The organism is Roseateles sp. P5_E1 (assembly GCF_054049335.1).
Genome location: NZ_JBFUMN010000255.1, coordinates 1 through 641, shown reverse-complemented (window position 1 = coordinate 641; position 641 = coordinate 1). Strand labels below are relative to the sequence as shown.

1 protein-coding gene is annotated in these 641 nt (G+C 71.0%); it reads right to left on the bottom strand.

What is annotated here, in order from left to right:
* Positions 1–131: 131 nt before the first annotated feature.
* Positions 132–641: hypothetical protein (locus ACXJKJ_RS30895; RefSeq protein ID WP_457395354.1), on the bottom strand; the 510-nt coding region annotated here is incomplete at its 5' end.

Sequence of the window (641 nt, the reverse complement as noted above, 5' to 3'; positions counted from 1 at the left end):
ATCCACGCCCGCCCCCGGCTAGAGCCGAGCCACGCTCGGCTGCCCTTCGCGGGAGATGACAGGCCGGCACGCGAAGAGGCGCATGATGCGCCGGGTTGCGTCGTTGCCGAGCAGGGCCCGGCACGACCGGATCACGCCGCGTCGGTTTCCATCACCTGCACGCGGCGCGCGTACCAGTCGCCGCCGTCGGGCTCGAACACCGCGCTGCGGGTCATTTCACCCTGGTAGACGTGGACCGAGATCGCCAGATCCTCAGCGCTGGYGTTGCGGATGGTGTGGTAYTCGTGCGGCGGGATCAGGCTGCCGGCGCTGCCGCAGTCGCCGAGGATGGCCGGTTGTGCGCGGAAGCGGAAGCGCTCGCCGTCGCGCTCCAGCAGCTGGTACTGGGTGATTTCCAGCTGGCCCAGCCACACCCCTTCCACGCACCACAGGCCGCTGTGGTCGTGCAGTGGCGTGCCCTGCCCCGGCCCCCAGCTCATCGCCACGATGCTGTAGCCGTGCGCGGCGCCGCGGTACAGCTCGCGGCGCGCGTAGTGGTCTTCGATCGGGTGGTGCACGCAGGCGGGCAGCTGGATGCGGCTGTCGGCGATCGCCTCGCGCAGCGCGTGGCGCAGCGTGGCGGCGATCTGGTGGGCATCATC